The sequence below is a fragment of the Thermoflexibacter ruber genome (assembly GCF_900113045.1).
In the GTDB taxonomy this organism is placed as follows: domain Bacteria; phylum Bacteroidota; class Bacteroidia; order Cytophagales; family Thermoflexibacteraceae; genus Thermoflexibacter; species Thermoflexibacter ruber.
In genome coordinates this window covers 25,217-48,664 of record NZ_FONY01000006.1, presented here as the reverse complement: position 1 = coordinate 48,664, position 23,448 = coordinate 25,217, and the positions used below count along the sequence as shown (strand labels likewise).

The following is a 23,448-nucleotide window of genomic DNA, read 5'->3' as shown; positions in this document are numbered from 1 at the left end:
AAACCTCACTTTCTTAATTTTTCATTTCTGCCTTTCGCATAGGCATTGCATCTATGATAGCAAATAATTCTTCACTGGTCAAAATAGTATTTTTCCTATACTTTTCTCCACCGTCTTTCCCAATGAGTACTACAGTAAAGTTATCTTTGCTTATCCTAAACTTCTCATATAATTTCTTACAAGTATGAAAATCAAGGTTTTGATGCGTAGGGCTAATGCCACGATTTTCAAAAAAGGAAAATACTATCAGATGTCTTTCTGCAAAACCTGTGCTTGCCTTTGCAATTATGCTCATTTGCTGTTGATAATCAAGGGTTTTATCCGAAGTAGCAAAAACCAGCAGCAGACGATTTTTCCAAATATATGGCTGTAAAATATCCTCTGATTGACTAAAAGTCAGCATAGGAATACATAACAATAATGCTACCGTTTTAATAATTTTGCTCATGCCTATAAAACTCCAAAATACAAATTATGTTTGTTAAACCTAATTAAAAGAAAAAACGTTAGATTAATAGATTCCTGATAACATTATGCCCTCTTATTATCATCATAGTTTTTGGAGTTTGCTAATTGCGTGTTGCATATTTAGCCATCTGCTTTCTGCACAACCCCAATCGCCGTTTGCAGAAATAGACAAGTTTGTGCTTACTATCCCTGAAAACCAAACCAAAGACATTAACTTGCTTGCTAAAACACTCTCCAAACCAGCTAAAAACGACTTAGAGAAGGTTCGTGCTGTTTATAAATGGATTACGCACCACATAAGATACGATTGGGATACCTTCCAGCAAAAGTCTATTACCGACCAAAGTGCAGAAAAAATACTACAAAGCCGTTTAGCAGTATGCGAAGGTTACGCCAACCTTTTCAAAGCGCTTTGCGAAGCATTAAATATTCCCTGCGAGGTGGTGAGTGGATATGCCAAAGGCACAGATTACCAAGTAGGAGAGCCTATTGACGAGCCAAATCATTCTTGGAATGTGGTTAAAATTGCAGGAAAATGGCATCTTACCGACTTAACATGGGGAACGAATGACAGAAACAATCGCATGAACGATTACTATTTCCTGCCTGCTCCAGAAAAACTCATCTATACGCATTTTCCTGAGCAGAGCAAATGGCAATTATTACCTTCTCGCTTGACCATGTATGAGTTTGAGCGAAAACCTTTGGTATATCCTGCCTTTTTTGATATGCCGCTGAGCAACCTAAGCCACAAGGAAGCTATTATCAACGCTTCCCAGGCAGTCATTTACTTTACATTCAGTACCCCTGCCAAAAATCAGCTTGCTGCTACTTTAAAGTCTGAGGAAGAAGTCATAGATTTAGAAGAGAATATTAGTAGAAAAAACAACCAAGTAAGCATCAAAATAGATAGCCTCAAAGCAAATCAAACGTATGAATTAAATATCTATGGAGCAAGCACGGATTCTTGCCAAATGCTTGATTTGTTGGTAACTTACTACATTGATACAGGCAAGAATAGCTTGAAATATGTCTGCAATACTCAATCAGACTTTAAGTTGGATACCTTGACAAAGATGCCTTATTGGTTTATGTTTAAATTTATAGAATACGCTCAAAAAGAGCATTATTTTAAGTTGGAAAAGTTACTCAAAGAAGGTATTAGCCTTTATCCCAACAATAAGTGGCTATACTTTCGCTTAGGAGATTTGTATGAAAAACTAAATTTGATAGAAAAAGCCATTTTTGCTTATCAAAAAGCCATAGAACTCGCCCCAGACTACTACGAGCCTCATTACAACTTAGGAGTACTGTATTACAATCAAGCGATTGACGTTTATGACTCTTGGAGAAACCTCAACCCCAATGAAAATCAAAGCAAAGAAATGAAAAAAGAGTTGGTCAATCTCCTTACCAAAGCGAAGCCTCACGTCGTCAAAGCACTCGCTCTGCAGCCTGATAAACCTCAGTTGGAAAAAGCACTAAAAAATATTAATCATTTTGTGAATTAGTACATTTTCCTTTTCATTTGCTTATTGTTTTTCCTAATTCTTTGTATCATTGCAAAACTTTTTAACATTTGGGATTAACAAAAAATGAAAATTGCCCTACATAGCCGTTCTTTTGAGCAACACAAATTCCCTTTTATACAAACTGTCATCGAGGAACTGCTCCAAAGAAAGGTAGAAATTTCTCTCTCTAAAGATTTTAAGTCTTACTTGGATAGAGTAAACTATCATTGTCAGTATAAAAATATTTTTTCTTCTTACAAAGAATTAGCAGATACAGACCTGCTCATAAGCATAGGTGGGGACGGCACCCTATTGGAATCTGTTACCTTAGTCAAAGACACAGAAGTGCCTATTTTAGGTATCAATACAGGACGTTTGGGCTTTCTTGCTACTGTTTCTAATGACAAAATCAAGGAAGGAATAGATGCTATTTTCAATGGTTATTATACTTTTGATGAGCGCACGCTGATTAGTTTGGACAGTTCCAACGATGTCTTTGGAGAATTAAATTTTGGCTTAAATGAATTTACAATCAGCAAGCGCGATATTGCTTCCATGATTATTGTGCATACTTACATAGATGGAGAGTATTTGAACTCTTACTGGGCAGACGGATTGATTATAGCTACGCCCACAGGCTCTACTGCATACGCTATCAGCGTAGGAGGTCCCGTAGTCCTGCCACATTCAAGTAGCTTTATCATCGCCCCTATCAGTCCACACAACTTGAACGTAAGACCTTTGATAGTTTCTGATAATTCCGTACTTTCCTTTGAGGTAGAGGGAAGAAATAATAATTTTTTAGTTTCTTTGGACTCCCGCTCTCAAATAGTGGAGGCAGGCGTGCAGTTAGCCGTAAGAAAGTGTGATTTTAAAGTCAAGTTGCTACGCCTCAATGGAGAAAATTTTTTGACTACTCTACGACAAAAACTCAACTGGGGGCTGGACTCGAGAAATTGATATACTAACATAGCTATCAAGTCTTAATACTTAATATTTTAAATCAAACAAGTAACTTCATTTACAATTTATAACATAGAACTGTTATGTATAATTTATTAAAAGGGAAAAGAGGCATCATTACTGGCGCATTAGACGAAAACTCTATTGCATGGAGAGTAGCCTTGAAAGCAAAAGAAGAAGGGGCAACCTTTACCTTAACCAATGCTCCTATCGCACTTAGAATGGGTAAAATCAAGCAGTTAGCTGATGAATGTAATACTATTGTGATTCCTGCTGATGCAACTTTGGTTGAGGACATAGAAAAACTCTACCAACAATCTATGGAACACTTAGGCGGAAAAATAGACTTTCTATTGCACTCTATCGGCATGAGCCCCAATGTACGAAAAGATAGACCTTACAACGACTTAAACTATGACTGGTTTCTGAAAACCTTAGATATTTCTGCCCTGTCTTTCCATAAACTAATGCAAGTAGGCGAAAAAGCCGATGCTTTGAACGAAAAAGCTTCTATCGTGGCACTTTCTTACATAGCTGCCCAGCGTACTTTCCCTGACTATGGCGACATGGCACAAGCAAAAGCCATGCTTGAGTCTATTGCACGCAGTTATGGATACAAACTTGGGAAAAGCAAGAAAATCCGAGTCAATACTATTTCACAGTCCCCTACCCCTACTACCGCAGGTACAGGCATCAGTGGCTTTGATGTCTTTTTGGAGTATGCAGAAAAAATGTCCCCTTTGGGCAATGCGACCGCAGATGACTGTGCTAATTATGTCATTACTCTTTTCTCTGACCTGACCGAAAAAGTTACTATGCAAAACCTCTACCATGACGGAGGATTCTCTGCTATGGGTATCAGCGAAGAGATAGTTGCTCAGTTTGGAAAATAGTTTACCACTAAAATATACAGAGCATCAAACTCATTTCAATAAGTTTGATGCTCTAAAATTTTTCTCTTCCTTGCAACTCTCCCGCTATTTCCTTTCGTATTGTGTACGAGTTTAACAAAACAAAGCGGCATCGCCCTTTGTTTTTATCATCAAAATTCACTGCTTAGACTTTCAAAACCTACTTCTTTTTTCAATTATGTAATCCAAATTAGCTTATGAAAGTATTTCAAAATCAGTGTTTTACCCCCCCCCCCCCAGAAAGAATCTGAGCGGGTGGGTGCTTGCGCTTGTCTTACTGATGGGAACTTTCTCATCGGGTTTCTCGCAGGTTGGCAGCGTTACCATTGTAGGGAGTCCTAATGTTTGCGTTAGTAGTACACAGACCTATTCTATTATAGGGACTACTTGCTCTACGGCAAATTGGATTGTAGGAGGTGGAACTATTCTTTCCTCTAACAATATCTCGGTTACTGTGCAGTGGAACAATAGTGGTACTACAGGCTACATATCAGTCAATGCTTACAGTTGCTCTCCCACTCCTGCGGAAAGGTCTGGTTTTCTCAGTGTGAATGTGATTAAGCCCCCTTGCGATATAAAATGGATAGCCCAAGGCATAGTTAATGGAAAGTTTCAATATGAATTTGAGGCAGACTGCGCTGTTGCAAATTGTTTCCAATGGAGTTTTACAAACTTTAACGACTATCAAGAAATAAGTAGGTCAGGTAGAAAAATTGTTATTAGGTTTTCATCTACAAGTAGTGCTGTCGTATGCGTCAATACCTGCCCAATAGACTGTCAACCTCCTTCAAGGCAACCTTTTTGTGCTTCTAACTTCCCAAATCTAAATATGTAACACTATGAAAAAACTATTTTATTTTTCACTTTGTCTGTTACTTGCTGTTGCTTGCAAACAAACAGACGTAGCCCCTCAAGAAGAAACGCCTAAAAATAAGGTAAGCATCACCTTTGGTAACATCAAACATGGAGATTGGATTCAGATAGACGATTTGACACAACTGCCTCACTTGTTAGATACGATGCGCATAAGATTTTTTGATGATGGTAGTGCTTTTTTTAGGTCAAGCTATCCCCAATTATTTCCTATGGAATATTTAGAAGATTACTTATGGATAAGCCAAAGATGGGGAATAGGAGCTATCTTTGATAAGTGGTCTCCTTCCCCAGAGGTAGTAACTGGTATGCCAGCTTACTCTTTGTACTATCATTTGGTACATGTTCGTAGGAATAGCAGATTTTACGAAAGAGCTTTTAATGATGATTCAAGTAAAATTATTTATAAGGTTACGTTTAAAGCCTTTGCTGAAAGGGCATATTTTGAGCTTTATAAGAATGAAAGAATGCTAATAGACAATTTTAAAGAGCTATCTACCATCATCATAGAACGCCTTGACGGAAAACCTATCAAAATTCAGACCTCCGAAGGCTATGATGCCAAGATAGAGTATCAGTAAAAAGAATACAGAGCATCAAACTCATTTCAACAAGTTTGATGCTCTCATAAAAACCTAAAAATTAGACTGTATATGAAAAATCTCATTATATTACTTCTGATTGGTGCGTTTGCTTGTTCAGAATCCAAAATCTCTCCTAAAAACAAGGTAAGCATTACCTTTGGTAACATCAAACATGGGGATTGGATTCAGATAGACGATTTGCCACAGTTACCTCATCGTTTAGATACTATGAGGTTTAAAGATTTGCCTGACGGAAGCATATTTGTTCGTTCTAACTACCCACAACTATTTCCAATGGAAGATTTGATAGATTATTTATGGATAAGTCAGCGTTGGACGATTGGCTTGATTTCTAATCGCTGGCTGATTTCTGGTGATGGAATTGGAGGAGTGCCTTCTTACTCTCTTTATTATCATTTAGTAAATGTTCGTAGAATAGGCAATTTTTATGATAAGATAAGTGAAAAAAGCATCTACAAAATTACTTTTAAAAATTTTGGTAAGCAAGAAGACTTTTTTGCATATGAACGTGAGGCTATGATTGCCAATAATTTTGCCAAAATAACAACCATCATCATAGAACGCCTTGACGGAAAACCTATCAAGATTCAGACCTCCGAAGGCTATGATGCCAAGATAGAGTATCAGTAGAAAAGAAATATGAGCATCAAACTCATCTCAACAAGTTTGATGCTCTAAAATTTTTCTCTTCCTTGCAACCCTCCCGCTATTTCCTTTCGTATTGAGCATGAGTTTAACAAAACAAAGCGGCATCGCCCTTTGTTTTTATCATCAAATTCACTGCTTAGACTTTCAAAACCTACTTCTTTTTTCAATTATTTAATCCAAATTAGCTTATGAAAGTATTTCAAAATCACTGTTTTACCCCCCCCCCCCCCAGAAAGAATCTGAGCGGGCGGGTGCTTACGCTTTTCTTACTGATGGGAACTTTCTCATCGGGTTTCTCGCAAAAATCTTTGGACTGTTGTTTGGAAAGTGGCAAGGAGCAGTTATAGCTTGCTTGCTAAATACTTATGTATTAGCACAAGGGGCTATTACAGGTAGTACCAATGTATGTGTGAATGGTACGCATACCTACGCTTATACAGGAGCGACTTGTGGTAGTTATTCATGGTCAGTTACAGGAGGCTCTATCACCAGCAATTTTGGTTCAGTCATTAATATTACTTGGAATAGTTCAGGAGGCACAGGCACAATCAATGTTACAGCTACTTCTTGTTCTCCTACCCCTGCAACAAGATATGCTTCTTTGAATGTTACTAAAATTGTAGGTGTATAAGACATAGAGAGAGATATTCTTGGAACAAATCAAGTTAGATATAGAGGAATAGGTACTAATGCAACTTCTGGCTCTTGGTCGTTTAGTGGATTTACTGGTTTAACTATACTAAATCAAGGTGTTAATTCACAAGGAGAATTATTTATTGAAATTTCTTACACCTCTCGCAATCCTAATGTAACTGTATGTGTCAGTGCTTTACCTGGTGGGTGTGGGAAAACAACAGGAAGCACAGAAACTTGTGCAAATAATCTTTAATTTAATATAAATAAGATCATGAAAACATATTTGAAAAATCTACTATTAGCCTTTTTCTTTTGCTTAGGCATTTGGGCTTGTGGCAAAAATAAAAATATAGAACCCAAAACAAGTGGTAGCAAGGTACAAGTTACTTTTGAGGAAGTGCCTGATGGGGCTTGGATTCAGCTTGATGATAATGAGAAATTTTATCATTACTTAGATACAAATAAATTTGTTGACCAGCCTGATGGATTAGCAATCATACAAACCACCTATCCAAGAGATATGCCTTTAATTGAAGATTTCTCTAATGGGTGGGTTTCCGAAAAATGGAATTTGGGTTTTATATCTGTAAGGTGGCGTAAAAGCTTTGCCTCAGGCGGCTTGTCAGCTTATTCTCTATTTAGGAATTTGACAGAAACAAGAGCATTAGCTAATCCTTATGGGATAAAGCCCTCAACTACTCAGATGCAGTACAAAATAAGTTTTGAAAATATTAAAACCTTCAGCGATTCCTTGCAGTATTACTATTCTTTCCCTGATGGGCAAGGGTTTTCTGATAAAAGAACCGCTGACAAGTACGCAGTGCTGAATATAGAACGCCTTGATGGAAAAGATATTAAAATTCAAACATCTGAAGGGTACAAGATAAAGATAGAGTATCAGTAAAAAGAATACAGAGCATCAAACTTATTTCAACAAGTTTGATGCTCTCATAAAACCTAAAAATTAGACTGTATATGAAAAATCTACTTATGAAAAATTTGCTTGCTTTGGTAGTTTTCCTCCTCCTTTTCTCTTGTACTAAGCAAGAGGAGTTTTCCATCGTGCCTGTACCTGAATCAGGTATCAAATTTTATACACAGGGCAAGGGCAACAAGGTAGTGATTCACTATGACCAAGAAATCTATGACGGCGACTGGATTCAGATAGATGACCTTCCCAAGCTTTATCACCGCTTGGATACCTCCTATAGCTACGAACCCAATACTACCTCTGTTATCCGCATCAACTACCCTATGTTTGATTCCGATGTCAAAGACTTGTGGATTTCTCGTTCCTATATCAGACGCATTACTTTTCAGGAAGTTTGGCGTTGGTTTTATGCTTATACCTCTTTGGGGCTTCCTGCGTATTCCCTATACCTGCACTTAGTCAATTACAGGAAAATAGCCCAACCCTTTAACCTGCCAAGCAAAACCGATAGCCCAAGGTACGTAGTCAGTTTCCCCACTTTTACTCCCAAAGAGTGGACAGAAAACGAGTTTAAGCTATTTTGGCACGGTAACAACTTTGACCGATTGCAGACTATGGTCATAGAGAGAACTGATGGCAGACCTATACGAATCCAAACTTCGGAAGGGTATGGAGCAAAGATGGAGTATAAGTAAGAGAGAAAGCAACCTTAGAAGCATTGCTTTGTTAAAAGATTTTTTTTAATGAAGATAGCATAACTTGGTGAATTATTGAAAAATATGTATCTTTGGTAAATAAAAATGAGAAGCATGAAAGATATACTTTTAGAACGCATTACTAAAATTTCTACAATTTGTCATGGAAAACCGACTGTTCGTGGCATGAGAATCATGGTTTCTACTGTTTTAGAGCTTTTAGCAGCAGGGATGAGCATAGAAGAATTAATAGAAGATTATCCTGAGTTGGAAATACAAGATATTTATGCGTGCTTGTGGTATGCGGCAAAGGTGGTGAATTATGAAGTAAAGGAATTGGCTGAGGCTTAAAAAAAAGTAGCTACAAATGAAAAAATTTTTGGTAGATGCCCAGCTACCTTACGGTTTGGCACAGAAGTTAAACAATCTTTCCTATGATACCCTGCATACAAAAGACATTCCCGATACGCAAAACCACACTTCTGATGATACGCTTATCTCTATTGCTACCAAACAAGACCGCATCATTATTTCCAAAGATGCCGATTTCGTTGATACAGTAAGAATTAGTAAAGTTTTGAAACAGTTAGTATATGTTACTACTGGCAACATCAAAAACAAAGAATTGATAACTATTTTTGAAAATAACATTGCTTATATTGCACAGCTATTAGAAAATCATAGAATTATAGAGGTAAGCCGAGAAGGGGTTAAGCTATATTTGGAATAAAAAAGCATTAAACTCACAAAAAATCGACCTCTAATAAAAAACTGTATCCTCTGAAAAAGTAATATCAAAACCCAATCTGCACTCCCGCAGTCAGCCACCTTGCTTGGGGGACAGTGTAAAATTCTACGCCTTGCACGGCGGGATAGCCTCCTCCTGCATTGGTTTCAGGGTCAAGCCCTTTGTACTTGGTAAAAGTCAGCAAATTTTGGACAGAGAGGTAAATTTTTGCCGTTTGGAGTTTTACTTTTTCTGCGACTTCTTTGGGCAAGTGGTATGCCAAAACTATATTTTTGAGCCTGACAAAAGAGCCATCTTCTAAAAAACGAGAGGCATAAATATTTTCATAGTTGGCATCGGTCATTTTAGGTACATTGGTAATATCTCCCGTTCTCTGCCAACGGTCTAACTGCGAAATGCTGAAGTTGGCATTGCGAGTACCTCCATGTTCCTGAGCATACCTACTCCAATTCAGTTGCTTGTTCCCTTGTGTAAACTGCACAAAAACAGTAAGTTCTAAGCCATTCCAATTCACTACATTGGCAAAGCCTCCATAAAATTGAGGCAGGGCATTGCCTATAATAAAGCGGTCTGTGGCAGGATTGAAAACCGTGTTTCTGCTTTCTAAAAGAATATTGCCATTTTCTGCATTGACTCCATTTTGCTTGTGCAACCAGAAAGAGTACATAGGAGAGCCTTCCTCAAATCTGATAACTCCATTTTCAAAGGAAGAATAGGTATTGGACAGGGAAGTAATCGTATTCTGATTGGTGGCAACATTAAAGTACAAATCCCAAGTCAAATCTTTCTTATTCAATATTTTAGCATTCAGATTTATTTCTATGCCTTTGTTTTCCACTTGACCTATATTCTGAATCTGAGTGGCAAATCCTGTGCTTCGGGGAATCGACACAGGCACAAGCACATCAGAAGTTTGTTTTTGATAGTATTCTATGCTTAGGTTAATTTTGTCTTTCAACAAACCTACGTCCAAACCCACATTCATTTGTGCGGTAGTTTCCCATTTTAGCTTAGGGTTTGCTAACTGCACAGGCTCTATGCCCAACCAATCTGCATAGTTTGCTCCGCTATTCCAAAGCCCTTGGGCGATGTAGTTGCTCAATAAAATGGCATTGGGGTTATTGGAAAAATTGGTAAAATTTTGATTGCCCGCTAAGCCATAACTTGCTCTGATTTTCATAGAAGAAATCGCCTTGACTTTTTCCAAAAACTTTTCTTCTTTGATGTTCCACGCCAAGCCCACCGCAGGAAACGTTCCCCAGCGATTATCTGTGCCAAAGCGAGAAGAGCCATCAGTGCGAACAGTCAAGTTTGCCATGTATTTGCCTTTGTAAGCATAATTGAAGCGGGCAAACCAAGAAAGCAAAGCCCAAGAGGTATTCCCTGCAAAAGAATTTCGGATAAAAGCTGCCCCCACATTGGTAAAATTATTAGTAGGGAAGTTCTGCCCTTCAGCAATCGTGCGTTTCAGTATATTTTCTTGGACTGTATTGCCTATAACTGCATGGATTTGGTGCTTGTTGTAGCCGATGAGCGTTTGGTAGTGCAAGGTATTTTCTATTACATATTGATTTTCAAAAGTATGAGCAGATACACCTCTGCCTTGCGAAAAATTAGTAGCTGTACTGTAATACAAGTTTTCTTGGGCATTTTGGTAGTTCAGACTCCAACTGGTTTTGAAAAACAAATCTTCTGTAAAGTAATAATTGGCAAAAATATTTCCTAAAAAGCGGTTAGTCAAAAGCGTATTGCCCTGTTCGTTGAGCGTAGCCAAAGGGTTAGCGTAAATACCTGACTTCGTATAGCTTCCGTTGGCTTGGAAAGTAGGCAGATTCGGCAAAAAATTAGCCGAAGTTCCTAATACCCCGTTCAACGCATCAGTATCATTTTGCATTCTTTCGTTTGTTCCTCTGGCATACAGAAGGTTTGCTCCTGCTTTGATTTTTTCGCTCCAATCAAAGTCCAAGTTCAAGCGAAAAGTTTTTCTATCAAAAGCAGCAGGTTTTACTATGCCGTCTTGATTCCAATTGTTAAACGAAAAAAGGTATTTCACTGTACTATCTCCTCCTGCAATAGAAAAGTTGATGTTTCTCACTGCCGCAGATTGGAATACTTGGCTTGGATAGTTCACATTGGCATTGGTCTGAGTAGGATTGGCAAAAGGTGGCGTAAGCCCATTGTTGGTAGCTGCTTCGTTCATTAACTGTTGGAAAGTAGAGGCATCAGCAATTTCAGGTCTTTTTTGTGTACTTTGTTCCCCATACAAAATGCTAAAATTCACCATAGGCTTGCCTTTTGTCCCTCTTTTAGTCTGAATCAACACCACTCCATTAGCCGCTCTTGAGCCATAAATTGCCGTGGCACTGCCATCTTTGAGAACTTCTATGCGTTCTATGTCCGCAGGATTGAGGTCTGATAGAGGATTAGCAATTTGCCCACCTACGTCTTGGCTACTCAAATCCGTAGGCAAAACAGGTACGCCGTCTATGACGTACAAGGGCGAACTACTCGCCAAAATAGAACTTACCCCTCTCACCCAAACCGTAGCCCCTGCATTGGGCGTTCCAGAGTGGCTATTTACCAAGATTCCCGCTCCCCTGCCTTGCAGAAGCAAATCAGGACTTGCCAAAGGCATTTGCTCAGTATTTTTTAAATTGATAGAAGTGATTGCTCCTGCCAGCACTCGCCTGTCCTGCATTCCATAGCCTATATGAATTGGCTCTAAAACCGTAGTCGCATCGGGCATGAGTTCTACATTGATAGTTCCCTTTGTTCCTATTTTTATTGTTTGGCTTTCGTATCCTTCTAAGCTGAAAACCAATTCTTTATCATCTCGCCTGTTGATAACAATGCGATAAGTACCTTTGGCATTGGTAGTTGTGCTTTTTTCTGTCCCTTTAACCATGATGTTTACTCCTTCCAAAGGTGTTTCGTCTTTGGCAGAAATAACCTTACCGCTAATAGTGCGATTCTGGGCAAAGGACAGAATAGAAATTATTGATAAACAAGTAAATACAAAAAATATAAACCAACAAGGCACTTCTATTTTTTTCATACAAGCGATTTTTGTGTTTTCAAAGGACTGCAATTTAGCGGGAAGGAAGGTTTTAAACAAATTTTTGCGAGAAAGAGCAGAAGGAATAGGCAGAAATTTTAATTAACAATTCTTTAAATATTTTGTAACCCTCTTTTTTCTTTTTTAACAAATAAGCACCATAATTTTGAATGTTAAAATTTAAACAAAACTGACAAAAACTTACTCCTGTGAGAGATACAAATTTGATAATTGTATAATTATAAAAAAGCCGTAAACTGCGCCAACAGTCATACGGCTTTTGTCTTTGCACACCTGTACTTATCGCCAAATAAATAAAGGTATGGAGTAGGAATTTGTCGAACAAAAACACTACATTTTATGCAAAATCTTTTACAAAACAAAACTTCTGCCAAAAATGTTTGCAGAAGTTTCACACTTATGTTGTTTTTTTTGCTGTGGGCTGGTAGTCTATTTGCACAGACTATCAATGGAAAAATCACAGCCAAAGAAGACGGTAGCCCTATTCCAGGTGCCAATATCCTCGTAAAAGGCACAAACATCGGTACTATTACTGATGCTGAAGGTATTTTTAAATTAGCACTCAATCCAACTGTTATCCAACAATTTGGAAGCAAAGAAAAGATTATTTTAGTAGTTTCTTATGTAGGTTATCTGGCACAGGAAATTCTTGTTGGTAATCAAACGGAAATTAACATCATCTTAGAGCAGGACTTAAAGCAACTCCAAGAGGTAGTAGTTACTGCTTTGGGTATTGCCAAAGAGAAAAAAGCCTTAGGTTATTCTGTACAAGAGGTAAAAGGTGGAGATTTGGTCAAAGCCAGAGAACCTAACCCTATGAACTCTTTGACAGGAAAAATCGCAGGCTTGACAGTTGCCCCTTCTGCGGAAATGCTTAGAAGACCGCAAGTGATTTTGAGAGGCAGTGACAATGTGCTGTATGTAGTTGATGGTGTACCAATTAATTCTGATACTTGGAATTTGAGTGCTGACGACATTGAATCTTACACTGTTTTAAAAGGGGCAAATGCTTCCGCCTTGTATGGTTTCAGAGGGAAAAATGGTGCGATTCTGATCACCACTAAGAGAGGTTCTGCGGACAAAAGAGGTTTCTCCGTAGAGTTCAATTCAAGCACTATGTTTGACAAAGGCTTTATCGCTATTCCCAAAGTGCAAGACATCTACGGCCCCGGCGACCATGGAGTGTATGAGTTTGTAGATGGTCGTGGCGGTGGGAAAAATGACGGGGACTATGACATTTGGGGACCTAAATTAGATGGAAGACTTTTACCTCAGTACGATAGTCCGATAGACCCTGCCACAGGCAAGCGTATTCCAACGCCTTGGATTCCAAGAGGAAAAGACAATTTGAAACGTTTTATCCGCACGGGAATTTTGTCTAATAACAATGTGGCGGTTTCTTCTTCTGGACAAAACTATGACTTACGCTTTTCTGTTTCGCATGGCTATCAGCAAGGCATTGTACCCAATACGCAGTTAAATATCACCAACTTTAATACTTCTTTGGGGTACAACTTTTCTTCTAAATTGCGTTTTGAGTCCAATATCAACTACAATCGCCAATATACACCTAACTTCCCTGATATTAACTACGGTCCCAACAGTTTGGTTTACAATATGATTACTTGGGGAGGTGCAGACTGGAACGTGGATGATATGAAAAACTATTGGCAACCGGGTAAAGAAGGCATCCAGCAAATCTATGCCGAGTACCAACGCTACAATAACCCCTACTTTATGGTGTATGAGTGGCTCAGAGGGCATTACAAAACAGATATTTACGGTACGGTTTCTTTGAAGTACAAAATCAATGATTTCATAGAGGTTACAGGTAGAACCCAGGTAACTACTTATGACCTTTTCCGCAATGAGAAATTCCCATACTCTGCTACTTCCTATGGCAGAGAAGAAGCCAGAGGAGATTATAGAGAAAATAGAAGAAACCTATTTGAGAATAATACAGATATTTTATTGAAATTCGATAAAAAAATTTCTAATGACTTTGATGTGAAGGCTTGGGTAGGTGGTAACTTGCGTACTTGGTCGTACAACTCTGCTTTCACTTCTACCAACTACTTGAACGTACCGGGCTTATATCGCTTCGACAATTCCAGAAATCCTTTAGTAGCCTCAAGCTACAACTCTAAAATGCAAGTAGCAAGCGGATACTACTCCATAGATTTGTCTTATAGGGGTTACATCAATCTATCTACTACAGGTCGTGTGGACAAACTTTCTACCTTGCCTTCAAAAAACAATACCTACTTCTATCCTTCTGTTTCTTTGAGTACACCTATCTCTGATTATGTAAACTTACCAGAGGTGATTTCATTTTTAAAAGTGAGAGGTTCTTTTGCCAATGTAAAAGATGGATTAACGCAAGGTTACATAGGCACTACGCCTTTTGCAAGCTATCCTATTGGCTACGGGGAAAATTATGCTTCTTCTTATGATGGTCCCTCTTATGCCAATGCCGCAGTTTATACTAACCAACTGATTTACAACAACCAACCTGCTGCCTTTTTTACCAATACGCTAAACAATCCAAACTTACAGCCTAACTCTACTTCTATCTATGAGGCTGGTTTGGAGATGAAGTTTTTAGAAAACCGCTTAGGATTGGACATAACTTACTTCGTCAGCAATGATGGTCCGAGGATTTTTAACTTGCCTCTTTCTCAGACTACGGGCTACACCAGCCAAATCGTAAACGGGATTAAAACACAGAAAAAAGGTATGGAAATCGCTTTGACGGGAACTGCCTTGAAAAATGAGGAAGGGCTAAATTGGGACGTTACTGCCAACTGGTCTTATTATAGAGAGTATCTGCGAGATATTTATCCAGGTGTTACGCAATTGCCTTCCAATTATTTTGTAGGCGGTGGCAGCGGCAACAACTTCATCAATATTGGCGACCGCACCGATAAGTTCTTTGGAAGTGCCTTTGTTCGTACCCAAGATGGTCAAATTATCAATGATGCAGGGGGCAGACCGATTGTAAATCCTGTGGGACAGTTTTTAGGCTATACCAATCCTGATTGGGTTTGGGGCTTAAACAATAAGTTTTCTTATAAAAACTTTACCTTCAGTTTCCAATTTGACGGCAGAGTAGGTGGAAAAGTTGTAAACTATATCCAACAGCAAACTTTCAGGGGTGGCAGACACATCGCTACCGTAGAAGGAGCAATGGGAATCGCCAGAGAAGAAGACACCAAAGGCAACAGAACTTGGCTTGGCGAAGGGGTGCAAGTAAGTAATGGAGCAAGAATTAACTACGACGTATTAGGCAATATTACTAACTATGGAGAGTTGCAGTTCAAACCTAATGAAACTAAGCAATTCTTGCAAGACTACATCAGTCGCTACTACAATACTTCTGAAGGCAACCTGATGAGTCGTTCTTTTGCTAAGTTGAGAGAGGTAGTTATTGGCTATACCTTACCTCAAAGTCTAATAGCTAAAACTCCTTTCCGAATGGTAAGTGTATCTTTTGTAGGCAGAAATCTCTTGTATTTTGCAGAGAAGAAAGACATTGACTTAGACCAATTTGCGGGTTCTGGACAGGGTCGCTCTGATTTCCAAACGCCTACTATGCGCCGTTATGGGGTGAATTTGAATATTGTGTTTTAATAATAAGTAGGTTGCGTTTGTCTGGTGATAACTCCAGACAAGGAGATTTTTAATCCATAACATAGACCATTTTGCGAATGTTATCAATCGCAAAACAATTTTCAACAAAAATTTTTAAAACGATTTATGAAAAACTTTAAATATAATTTCATCATTTTCTTTTTTGCAATTGGCTTGTCTTTAAGCAGTTGCCAAAAATTTGAGGAGTTGGAAAAAGACCCTAACCGTCCAACTTCTGTACCTGCCTCTTTGATTTTCAATGGTATCTTGAATGATTTGTACCAAAGACCTTGGAATAATGTTTCTCGCTGGAATCAGTTTGACTGCGTAAACTACAACTATTACGGCACGCAAGAATACAACTGGACAGCTACAGATTTGAATTACTTGACCTTGAAAAACGTAATTAAAATGGAGGAGGAAGCCAAAAAATCCTCAGGCAAAGACTTGAATCCTTACTCGGCTTTAGGCAAGTTTTTTAGGGCATATTTCTTTGAGCAGATGACTTTGAGAGCAGGGGATTTGCCTTTGAAAGAGTCTTTGAAGGCATTAGAAAACACTACACCAAAGTATGATACCCAAAAGGAAATCTTTTTGCAAATTATTCAATGGTTGGAAGGAGCAAACAACGACTTAGCGCAGCTGATTGCTGCAGGGGATATTTCTCTTTCTGGAGATATTTATTACAACAACGATTTGAGAAAATGGCAAAGAGCAGTCAATGCCTTTCGCTTGCGTACTTTAATTCATTTAAGCAAAAAAGATGGAGATAACGACTTGAGAATCAAGCAAGATTTTGCCAACGTAGTAGGTAATCCAGCCAAATATCCTTTGTTTGCAGGTATGGAAGATAACCTCCAATATACCTACAATGCAGTTTTCAACAAATACCCAAGCAACCCTGATAACTTTGGTTTTGATGCGCTCAGATACAATATGGCTGCTACTTTCTTAGGTAACTTAACTGCTTTGAAAGACCCAAGAACTTTTGTAACTTCTGTTCCTGCCGCTGCAAAACTCAAAGCAGGCATTAAGTTTGACGATTTTGCCGCTTACGTAGGCGCACCCTCTGACGAAGACTTAGGCACGATGTCCACTAAGGCTCTCAATGGTGAGTATTCTTTCCGCAGCCGCCTGCGCTATTACAGTTCTTACACTCCCGAAACTACTATCCAAATTGGCTTTCCAGAGCAGTGTTTTAACATTGCTGAAGCTATCAACAGAGGTTGGATAAGTGGTAATGCAGAAGAGGCTTACCGTAGAGGTATCATTGCTTCTATGAGTTTCTTCGGAATTACTGATGGCGTAGAGATTCCTGTTACCGACCAAGACAGGAGAGAGTTAGGCAGAGTAAAAGCATCTGTTACCGATTATTTGAACCAAACAACTGTGAAATACGCAGGAAATAATGCTGAGGGATTGCGTCAAATTCTTTTGCAAAAATACTTGGCTTTTTTCCAAAACTCAGGCTGGGAGGCATTTTATAACCAAAGAAGAACAGGCATACCTACTTTCTTTGCAGCAGGTCCCGGTAATGCTAACAGCGGTCGTATCCCTAAGCGTTGGCAGTACCCACAAAGCGAAAGACAAACTAACTTGGCTAATTACACCGAAGCTATCCAACGCCAATTTGACGGCAAGGACGATATTAATACAGATTTGTGGATAATGAAATAAGCTAAAAATTTGTAATAGCCTCAAAAAAGCCATTTCCTGCAAAGGGAATGACTTTTTCTTTCAAAATAATATACTGCCTATCAAACAATGCCATTGGCTTTTGCCACCACCTTATGAATAACTTGGTCGAGGTGTTCAGTAGCTTTCTCGAGATGCTCAAGGTAAAGCCTAATTTTTCTATCCTCATCCTGCTCTTCCATCTTGATTAGGTGCATCAGTCCTAAAATATTTGCCACAGGTCGCCTCATTTCGTGGGACTGTAGCCATGCTATCTCCTCTAAAAGACTATTTCTTTCTTTAATTTTCTCCTCGTTTTTTTTGCGTTCAGTAATATCTATAGAAGCAAGCACAAAACTCTCTACTTGCCCTTCTTCATTGGCAATAGGTTGAAGCGTATTCAAAACGACTTGTCCGTGAAACATCGCTTCAAACGAATGGTAATGCCCCGCAAGTAGGCTTGGCAACAACTCTACAATTTGGGTATAAATCTCCACAGGTAGCACTTCATAGATAGATTTTCCTATAAACACCCAAGGATTCACATCATAATTTTTGTAGCCCGCCCCACCTGTATAGAGGAATTTTAAGTTCTTATCTATTAAGCTAATAGAACCATCGGGGAAATTGCTGGCTAAAATTTCTAAGCGTCGTTCGCTTTATTTGAGTGTAAGTTGCGTTGTTTTAAGTTCAGAAATATCCCTAATGTTGATAGCTATACCCACCAATTTGTTATTTTCATCATATACAGGAAAGTTAGTAAACTGATACCACTTTTTGCCATCTGTTTGCTCATCTCGTATAACTTCTCCCAATAAAGCTCTATTAAGTTCAGCTTTTACTTTTTCCTGCAAGTGAGGCAGTATATAGTCCAAATAATTCTCTCCGATTTGTGGATACTTCCCAAAAAGTCCTTTCGCAAGTTCTGCTGCTATCTTATTGAAATATAGAATTTTAGATTCAGAACTAATAAATACTTTGGCATCTATAGCACTATTATAAATAGCAGAAAGCATATTTTGAGACGATTGCAATTTTTGCTGTGCTACTTTTTCGCTTGTAACATCATGCCCTATGCAAAGTATGCCAACTGCCTGCCCATTTTGGTCTTTGAAAAGGGAAAACTCCCAGCTTGTCCAATAAAATTCACCAAGCTCATTTTCTGGCTTGCGAACCATAAGGCTAATGATTTCCTCAGGGTGAGTAATGCAGTAATAAGCCGCTTCATTGCATTTTTCTATGTCTTCTTCATGCACAGTGCGTTGGAAAGGTAAGCCAACAAAATCCGTAGCAATAAAAGAAACACGCTTTTTAAACAAGTCATTCACAAAAATACATCTGCCCTCTAAGTCAGTAAGTACCACAGAGTAGCTCTGAGAATGAAGTAAAGAAACCGGTAGCCAACGAGTAATCTCATTATAAGACAGGGACATAATGATAGCACATAATTAAAGTTTATAAAAATTGATAGGAAAAGTAGTAGGGTCTATTAGTCAAAGATAAATAAAGACAAACTATTCCAAGCAGATGATAATAGATACCCAATATAACGATTGGTTATGTTAAAATGTTTTAAATGAAATTTATTTTTTAACAGTTCAAGCTATATTTACCATACTTGGCTCAATTTTCCAAGATAAATACACCAAACAAATCAATTGTATAAAACCATGAAAAACACAATACCATATATTTTCCTTCCAATACTATTTTTATGTAGTACCAAGCTATTTGCCCAGAATGCCCAAATTGATAGCGTAAAAAATCTACTTACTAAGGCAGAGAAAATAGCAGATAAAGTAAGCCTAATGAATGAGCTTTCCTTTCAATATGCTGAAGTTCAAGATTATACAAAGGCTTTTGAAACTGCCCAAAGTGCCTTAGACCTGTCAGAAAAAAACAACTTTGTGCAAGGCAAAGCCGATAGCTACAAGTTCATGGGCAATGCCAAAGCCCGCAGTCAGCAGTTCAAAGAAGCCTTAGAGTTGTATAGTAAATCATTGACTATCAACAGACAGGTAACAAACAAGCAGGAAGTCGCCAACGTGTTAAGCAAAATGGCTGGTTGCCATATCTATACACAGCAAGCAGAAAAAGCAGTAGAGGCTTTGCAGGAAGCCATACAGATTTATCAAGGATTGGGTAATAAAGAAGAAATAGCAGAACTCTATGGTTATCAGGGAATTGCATACGCTAATGTCCCTAAACCTGAGCAAGCTCTCCAAAGTTTTCAGCAAAGCCTAAAAATTTACCAAGAACTTAATCAAAAAACAAAAGTCGCAGAGGTACACTATTCTCTGGCAGAGATATATTTGGCAAACAAGGACTTAAAAAATGCCCTTGCCAATATGCAGGAGGCTTACCGTCTCCAAGAGGCACTCAACCAAAAAGTAAATCAGGCGTACATAGCCCGATACTTGGTTAATTTATATGCTCAAGCTGACGATTTGAAAACAAGCCTCTCGTATGCAGAAAAAGCCAAAGTCCTTTACACGGAATTAGGGCAAGCTGACCAAATGCCCGAACTTGATGAGGACATCATGAAACTCAACTTTTCGCTCCAACAATATGCCGCCGCACTGCCTTTTGCTCAACGGCTCTTAGCAATTTACGAACAGAGAGGAGATAAAGCATCTCTTGCAAGGATAAATATAGATATTGGTAACATTTACAGGCAGTTAGAAGATTATGATAACTGCTTAAAGGCTTTCAAAAGAATGTCAGAAATCTATCTGCAATTAGGCAATAAAGAAAACTATGCGGCATCGCTGATTAATTTGGCAGAAGTAGAAGGTTTGAAACAAAACTACCAAGAGGCTATCAAGTTGGTAACGAAATCTTTAGAAATCAGAAAAGAGATAGGCAACGAAGCCGTAATTCCTATACTCTACAATAATTTGGCTACTATCTACCAAGAACTCAAAGATAACGCTAACGCACTGAAATACTTTTCTCAAGCCTTAGAATTATTTGAAAAACAAGGAGAAAAAGAAAAACAATTAACAGCAGTAGAAAAAATAATTAGCCTACTCTATGCAAACAAAGAATTTGAGAAAACCATAGGCTATGAGGAAAAACGCATTGCTTTGCTCAAGCAAACTGATAAAAAAGCGGCGTTAGCCCAATCTTACATCAACTTAGCAGTAGTTGCCAAAGAGTTAAAGCAACCGATAGAAAAGCAATTGGCTTATTACCAAGAAGCCATGAAGGTTTACGAAGAGGCAAATGACAGCGAATCTATTGCCGCTTGCTTTTACAGTATGGGAGAGGTTTACATTTTAGCTAATCAAACAGATAAGGGCGTGGAACTTTGGGACAAGTCTTTGCAAATAAGAAAGTCATTGAATAATAAACCTTTGGTCAATATATTGTTGGACAAGATAGGCACTATCTATGGGGATAACCGTCTTTTCTCACAGGCATTGAGTTATTTTCAACAGTTTGATTTGAATATAGGAGATGAATCAGACAAAGGTGTTATGAATATGAAACTCGGGGTAACTCATTTTTATCTGGGAGAATATGAGAAAGCATTAAATTATCTAAACCAAGCCGCTATTTTTCTTAAAAATCAACCCAGAGTATATTTTAACAGAGGTTTGACCTTAGAAAAGTTGCACCGCTACGAGGAGGCACTCAAAGATTTTGATACAGTGATTGGCATGGTCAAAGATGACCCCAATGCTTTTTATAACCGTGCTTTTTGCTTATATCGCCTAAAAAGATACAAACAAGCCGTAGAGGAAATGAATAGATATATGGCTATGTCTAAGATAGACAAGGATTTAGATGCATTCCTTATTCGCTTTTTATGCTATTTGAACCTTAAACAAACGCAAAAGGCTGAGGCTGATTTAAAACAGTTAGAGCAGTTAGACCAAAATACCGCTTATACACTTATTGCGAGGGCAGGTTTTGCCGCTGTCAGTGGTGATAAAGAGGAAGCCATCAATCAAATAGAAAAAGCGGTCAGTGTAGGCTTTCAGAATAGATACGAAATTGAGAATGAAGAAGTTTTTAAGGGCTTACAAGGCAATGCAAGGTTTAAGCAAGTACTGGAAAAGATGAAGTAAACGACTATTTTTTCTTTTCCCAGAAAAGCATTTTAAATTGGTTAAAATGAGAAGGTAAGCCTTTTACCTGAGCAGAAATCGTATCAAAAGAAGCATATTCGCCTTGCAAATCATAGGTAGATTCAAGAGCTTTTTTCAGTTTCCCTTCACTGAAAATCCATGCAGGATAGCTCCCTTGGTACAGATTAGTATGATTGACGTATTGTATAGTAAGAATATCAGAAGTAGAAGCTATCAAAGGAGTTCTCTCTATAATAACGTAGTTAAAACCAAGACTTTGTATTTCTTCTAAGAGCCTGTATGGCTCAACTACATAAGATAGTAAACCTGAGAGTAAAATGGTGCTTGCTTTTGATTCTTTGAAGCAAGTAGCAAGGTTTTCATAAAAATATAGGTTTGGACTACTTAAATTCTCTTTGCCAAATGCTACAAAATGAGGCTGTTCTATTATGTTCCACCTCAAATGAGCAATCTCTTTTAAAAATGTCAAATGTTGGAAATAGGTGCTTCCCAAAGCTCCCCCAAAATCTATAAGGTTGAGGGAGTTGGCAGAAGCTAAGGCTATTTTTTGTAAATGAGTTAGTAAGAGCCAATTATACTCAGCTTGGTGAAATAGTTTACCATCTCGCTCAAAGATAGCTTCTCCATTTTTAACTTTTAGTGCTGCCGTTTTAATCTGCTCGAAAGAAGCCTGTGCGTCATACCCTTGTGCATATTGCATTGCCTCCTGCCAAGTAGCATAGTTCCCTTTCCAAAAAGTATCTTGTTGATGCTGGTAGCTAAACTTACGAGCTATTCTTTTTAAAATATTCATCATTAAGAAGTAATTGACAACAGCTATGAGATAATCAAACCTTGCAAATTTTATCAATGTTGCAAGGTTTAGTACAATTATATATATACTCTATGCTATTAATTTTTGGCAAATACTAACCTCTTTTCCCTTTTTACGTTTTTGAAGGGGTTGTAATGATTAGTATTTTTTTGATAGTAACCCGTACCGTCATAAGGTCGCTTCTCGGGGTGTGCTTTGCAAGCAGGTGAGCAAGCCCCTTCCATTTCCCAGCCGCATTTTTCGCAAATAGGAACGTGGTTATTACACTCTGGGTTGGCACAATTTACCATTCTGTCGCAAGTAGTTCCGCACACAAAACACTTAGAGATAACCGTAGGATTTACTTTGTTTATATCAACGGTAATGCGATTATCGAATACATAACATTTTCCTTCAAAGTCCTCTCCTCCTTCTTCCAAACCATACTTGATAATTCCTCCATGCAACTGATAAACATTTTTGAAGCCTTTTTCCAGTAAGTAAGCACTTGCTTTTTCGCACTTGATGCCTCCCGTACAGTAGGTAATTATTTTTTTGTCTTTGAATTGCTCTAACTCCGCTACTTTCTCAGGAAAGTCCCTAAAGTTCTCGATATCAAGAGTAATTGCATTTTTAAATTTACCTACAGCGTGTTCGTAGTTAGACCTTACATCTAAAATCACTACGTCTTCTGCATCTTTCATTTTTTTAAACTCCGCAGGGGCAAGGTGTATGCCTGTACGTTTGTTAGGGTCTATATGGTACAAGTCAGAATGTACGATTTCAGGTTTCGTTCTTACATGAAGTTTGGTAAAAGCATGGGTGTCATGTTCCTCTACTTTAAAATCTATGTTGGCAAAGCGAGGGTCTGCCTTCATGGTGTCCATGTACTTTTGGCAATCTGCTTTTAATCCTGAAACTGTACCATTTAAGCCCTCAGGAGCGACAATGATACGCCCTCTAAGGTTAAGGTCTAAGCAAAAATAGTGATGCTGTTCTCTGAACTCCTCTGGATGGTCAATAGGAGTATAGCAATAATACAGTAAAATGTAATACTTTTTGTTGTTTTCCATAATAAAAAATACTTAGCCATGCTTCAGACATGGTGCGAATTGAGCCACAAAAGTACAAAAAATAATCGAATATTGGATAAAGCACCTTCTCTTAAATTTTCTAATTATTAATTCCCTAT

The 23,448-nt window shown here is 38.2% G+C and carries 21 protein-coding genes; 15 read left to right on the top strand and 6 right to left on the bottom strand.

Translation table 11 applies throughout. The features are described 5' to 3' along the window. Positions 1-13: 13 nt before the first annotated feature. Positions 14-448 (bottom strand): DUF4174 domain-containing protein, encoded by a 435-nt coding sequence (locus tag BM141_RS04765; protein ID WP_091540936.1) that lies wholly within the window; start codon positions 446-448, stop codon positions 14-16. 85 nt (positions 449-533) lie between these two features. On the opposite strand from BM141_RS04765, the gene BM141_RS04760 reads away from it, so the two are divergent. The 12 genes from BM141_RS04760 to BM141_RS04710 all read left to right on the top strand — a co-directional run bounded on the left by BM141_RS04760 (position 534) and on the right by BM141_RS04710 (position 8,971). Next, entirely contained in the window at positions 534-1,979 is a 1,446-nt protein-coding gene (locus BM141_RS04760) for a transglutaminase domain-containing protein (RefSeq protein ID WP_091540933.1), read from the top strand. Between the two features lie 84 nt (positions 1,980-2,063). Next, the gene (locus tag BM141_RS04755) at positions 2,064-2,939 is read left to right on the top strand and encodes an NAD kinase (RefSeq protein ID WP_091540929.1); all 876 of its coding nucleotides are present in this window, start codon (positions 2,064-2,066) and stop codon (positions 2,937-2,939) included. 86 nt (positions 2,940-3,025) lie between these two features. Next, positions 3,026-3,835 carry an enoyl-ACP reductase FabI gene (locus BM141_RS04750; protein WP_091540926.1) on the top strand — a complete coding sequence of 270 codons (810 nt, stop codon included), beginning with the start codon at positions 3,026-3,028 and terminating at the stop codon, positions 3,833-3,835. Between the two features lie 235 nt (positions 3,836-4,070). After that, a complete protein-coding gene (locus BM141_RS04745; protein WP_143090802.1) occupies positions 4,071-4,688 on the top strand; it encodes a hypothetical protein in 618 nt (205 codons plus the stop codon). Between the two features lie 4 nt (positions 4,689-4,692). Next, positions 4,693-5,307 (top strand): hypothetical protein, encoded by a 615-nt coding sequence (locus BM141_RS04740; RefSeq protein ID WP_091540920.1) that lies wholly within the window; start codon positions 4,693-4,695, stop codon positions 5,305-5,307. 72 nt (positions 5,308-5,379) lie between these two features. Further along, positions 5,380-5,961, top strand: coding sequence for a hypothetical protein (locus tag BM141_RS04735; RefSeq protein ID WP_091540915.1), 582 nt, complete (start codon positions 5,380-5,382; stop codon positions 5,959-5,961). A 206-nt stretch (positions 5,962-6,167) separates the two neighbouring features. Continuing rightward, positions 6,168-6,326 carry a hypothetical protein gene (locus BM141_RS22775; protein WP_177217261.1) on the top strand — a complete coding sequence of 53 codons (159 nt, stop codon included), beginning with the start codon at positions 6,168-6,170 and terminating at the stop codon, positions 6,324-6,326. Then, positions 6,296-6,610 carry a hypothetical protein gene (locus tag BM141_RS04730; protein WP_091540911.1) on the top strand — a complete coding sequence of 105 codons (315 nt, stop codon included), beginning with the start codon at positions 6,296-6,298 and terminating at the stop codon, positions 6,608-6,610. The genes BM141_RS22775 and BM141_RS04730 overlap by 31 nt, the downstream gene beginning before the upstream one ends. Before the next feature lie 276 nt (positions 6,611-6,886). Next, positions 6,887-7,519 carry a hypothetical protein gene (locus BM141_RS04725; RefSeq protein WP_091540908.1) on the top strand — a complete coding sequence of 211 codons (633 nt, stop codon included), beginning with the start codon at positions 6,887-6,889 and terminating at the stop codon, positions 7,517-7,519. 71 nt (positions 7,520-7,590) lie between these two features. Beyond that, a complete protein-coding gene (locus BM141_RS04720) occupies positions 7,591-8,241 on the top strand; it encodes a hypothetical protein (protein WP_091540905.1) in 651 nt (216 codons plus the stop codon). Positions 8,242-8,355: 114 nt separating this feature from the next. Beyond that, positions 8,356-8,592, top strand: a complete 237-nt coding sequence (locus tag BM141_RS04715) for a DUF433 domain-containing protein (protein WP_091540901.1) — start codon at positions 8,356-8,358, stop codon at positions 8,590-8,592. A gap of 16 nt (positions 8,593-8,608) precedes the next feature. After that, positions 8,609-8,971, top strand: a complete 363-nt coding sequence (locus BM141_RS04710; protein WP_091540898.1) for a DUF5615 family PIN-like protein — start codon at positions 8,609-8,611, stop codon at positions 8,969-8,971. 64 nt (positions 8,972-9,035) lie between these two features. Here BM141_RS04710 and BM141_RS04705 read toward each other — a convergent pair whose 3' ends face one another. Continuing rightward, complete coding sequence (locus BM141_RS04705; protein ID WP_143090801.1) at positions 9,036-12,044, bottom strand: SusC/RagA family TonB-linked outer membrane protein; 3,009 nt, start codon at positions 12,042-12,044, stop codon at positions 9,036-9,038. 360 nt (positions 12,045-12,404) lie between these two features. Between BM141_RS04705 and BM141_RS04695 the strand changes: the two genes are divergently transcribed. Next, entirely contained in the window at positions 12,405-15,695 is a 3,291-nt protein-coding gene (locus BM141_RS04695; RefSeq protein WP_317039430.1) for a SusC/RagA family TonB-linked outer membrane protein, read from the top strand. A gap of 126 nt (positions 15,696-15,821) precedes the next feature. Continuing rightward, on the top strand, positions 15,822-17,372 hold the full coding sequence (locus BM141_RS04690; RefSeq protein ID WP_091540888.1) for a SusD/RagB family nutrient-binding outer membrane lipoprotein: 1,551 nt from the start codon (positions 15,822-15,824) through the stop codon (positions 17,370-17,372). Between the two features lie 80 nt (positions 17,373-17,452). On the opposite strand, the gene BM141_RS04685 is transcribed toward BM141_RS04690, so the two are convergent. After that, positions 17,453-18,010 carry a PAS domain-containing protein gene (locus BM141_RS04685; protein WP_091540885.1) on the bottom strand — a complete coding sequence of 186 codons (558 nt, stop codon included), beginning with the start codon at positions 18,008-18,010 and terminating at the stop codon, positions 17,453-17,455. A gap of 18 nt (positions 18,011-18,028) precedes the next feature. Then, the gene (locus BM141_RS04680) at positions 18,029-18,802 is read right to left on the bottom strand and encodes a PAS domain-containing protein (protein ID WP_091540879.1); all 774 of its coding nucleotides are present in this window, start codon (positions 18,800-18,802) and stop codon (positions 18,029-18,031) included. Between the two features lie 237 nt (positions 18,803-19,039). Between BM141_RS04680 and BM141_RS04675 the strand changes: the two genes are divergently transcribed. Further along, complete coding sequence (locus tag BM141_RS04675) at positions 19,040-21,442, top strand: tetratricopeptide repeat protein (RefSeq protein WP_143090800.1); 2,403 nt, start codon at positions 19,040-19,042, stop codon at positions 21,440-21,442. A gap of 4 nt (positions 21,443-21,446) precedes the next feature. Here BM141_RS04675 and BM141_RS04670 read toward each other — a convergent pair whose 3' ends face one another. Continuing rightward, positions 21,447-22,313, bottom strand: a complete 867-nt coding sequence (locus BM141_RS04670) for a methyltransferase, TIGR04325 family (protein ID WP_143090799.1) — start codon at positions 22,311-22,313, stop codon at positions 21,447-21,449. 41 nt (positions 22,314-22,354) lie between these two features. Beyond that, positions 22,355-23,329 carry an oxygen-dependent tRNA uridine(34) hydroxylase TrhO gene (gene trhO, locus BM141_RS04665; protein WP_091540870.1) on the bottom strand — a complete coding sequence of 325 codons (975 nt, stop codon included), beginning with the start codon at positions 23,327-23,329 and terminating at the stop codon, positions 22,355-22,357. Positions 23,330-23,448 lie beyond the last annotated feature (119 nt).